We start from the raw sequence: 1,355 nt of genomic DNA, 5'->3' as shown, positions 1-1,355 counted from the left end.
CAACCTGTTCGATCGTGCCCTTGCTCATCACCACCACCCGGTCGGCAAGCTCCAGCGCCTCTTCCTGGTCATGGGTGACGAAGATGGTGGTGTGGCCGGTGCGGTCGTGGATCTCGCGCAGCCAGCGCCTGAGTTCCTTCCTCACCTGGGCATCGAGTGCGCCGAAGGGCTCGTCGAGCAGAAGCACGTTSGGCTCGACCGCCATGGCGCGGGCRAGCGCCACGCGCTGGCGCTGGCCGCCCGACAGCTGCGCCGGATAACGCTTCTCMAGCCCGGAGAGCTGGACGAGATCGATGAGATCGAGCGCGCGCTTGCGGATGTCGGCCGCCGGTGGCCGGCGGTTGGCCGGACGCACCTTGAGGCCGAAGGCGACATTGTCGAGCACCGTCATGTGACGGAACAGGGCATAGTGCTGGAACACGAAGCCGATGTTGCGCTCTTGCACGGTCTTTTGCGAGGCATCCTCGTCGCCGAAGAAGATCGTGCCGTCGGTCGGGCTTTCGAGACCGGCGACCAGCCGCAACAGCGTCGTCTTGCCCGAGCCGGAGGGGCCCAAGAGCGCGATCAGCTCGCCCGAGCGGATGTCGAGCGAGACRTCGTCGAGCGCCGGAAAGCGGCCGAATTCCTTGCGTATGTTCTGAACGCGGACTTCCATGACGATCCGGACCTTTCAATGCCTGCGGCTGGCGGCGATCTCGGCGCTGTAGCGAAGCTCGAGCGCCGTTTTCAAGACGAGGGTGACCAGCGCCAGCAGCGCCAGCAACGTCGCAACCGCAAAGGCGGCGACGAAGTTATATTCATTATAGAGGATTTCCACCTGCAACGGCATGGTGTTGGTCTGGCCACGRATATGGCCCGARACCACCGACACCGCGCCGAACTCGCCCATGGCGCGGGCGTTGCACAGGAGCACGCCGTARAGCAGCCCCCATTTGATGTTGGGCAGCGTCACATGCCARAASGTCTGCCAGCCGGAYGCGCCCAAGGACAGCGCCGCCTCCTCGTCGCTGGTGCCCTGTTCCTGCATCAGCGGGATCAGTTCGCGGGCAACGAAGGGGAAGGTGACGAAGACGGTGGCCAGCACCAGYCCCGGCACGGCAAACAGGATCTGGATGCCATGGCTCTGCAGCCACGGSCCGATGAGGCTGTGCGAGCCGAACAGAAGCACGAAGACCAGACCGGAGATCACCGGCGAGACCGAGAACGGCAGGTCGATCARCGTCGTCAGGAAGGCCTTGCCGATGAACTCGAACTTGGCGATCGCCCAGGCGGCGGCGACGCCGAAGACGAGGTTGAGCGGCACGGCGATGGCCGCGACAGAAGACGAGGTTGAGCGGCACGGCGATGGCCGCGAC

2 protein-coding genes are annotated in these 1,355 nt (G+C 65.0%); both read right to left on the bottom strand.

All coding sequences use genetic code 11. The annotated features are described in order from the left end of the window. A partial coding sequence (locus ASD03_RS32505; protein WP_156408119.1) for a sulfate ABC transporter ATP-binding protein occupies window positions 1–655 on the bottom strand: 655 nt, incomplete at its 3' end. Between the two features lie 15 nt (window positions 656–670). Next, a partial coding sequence (gene cysW, locus ASD03_RS32500) for a sulfate ABC transporter permease subunit CysW (protein WP_063997121.1) occupies window positions 671–1,355 on the bottom strand: 685 nt, incomplete at its 5' end.

This window comes from Ensifer sp. Root127, assembly GCF_001425225.1.
GTDB lineage: Bacteria > Pseudomonadota > Alphaproteobacteria > Rhizobiales > Rhizobiaceae > Ensifer > Ensifer canadensis.
Note: the sequence above shows the minus strand (reverse complement) of the source record. Positions and strands in the feature narration are given on the sequence as shown.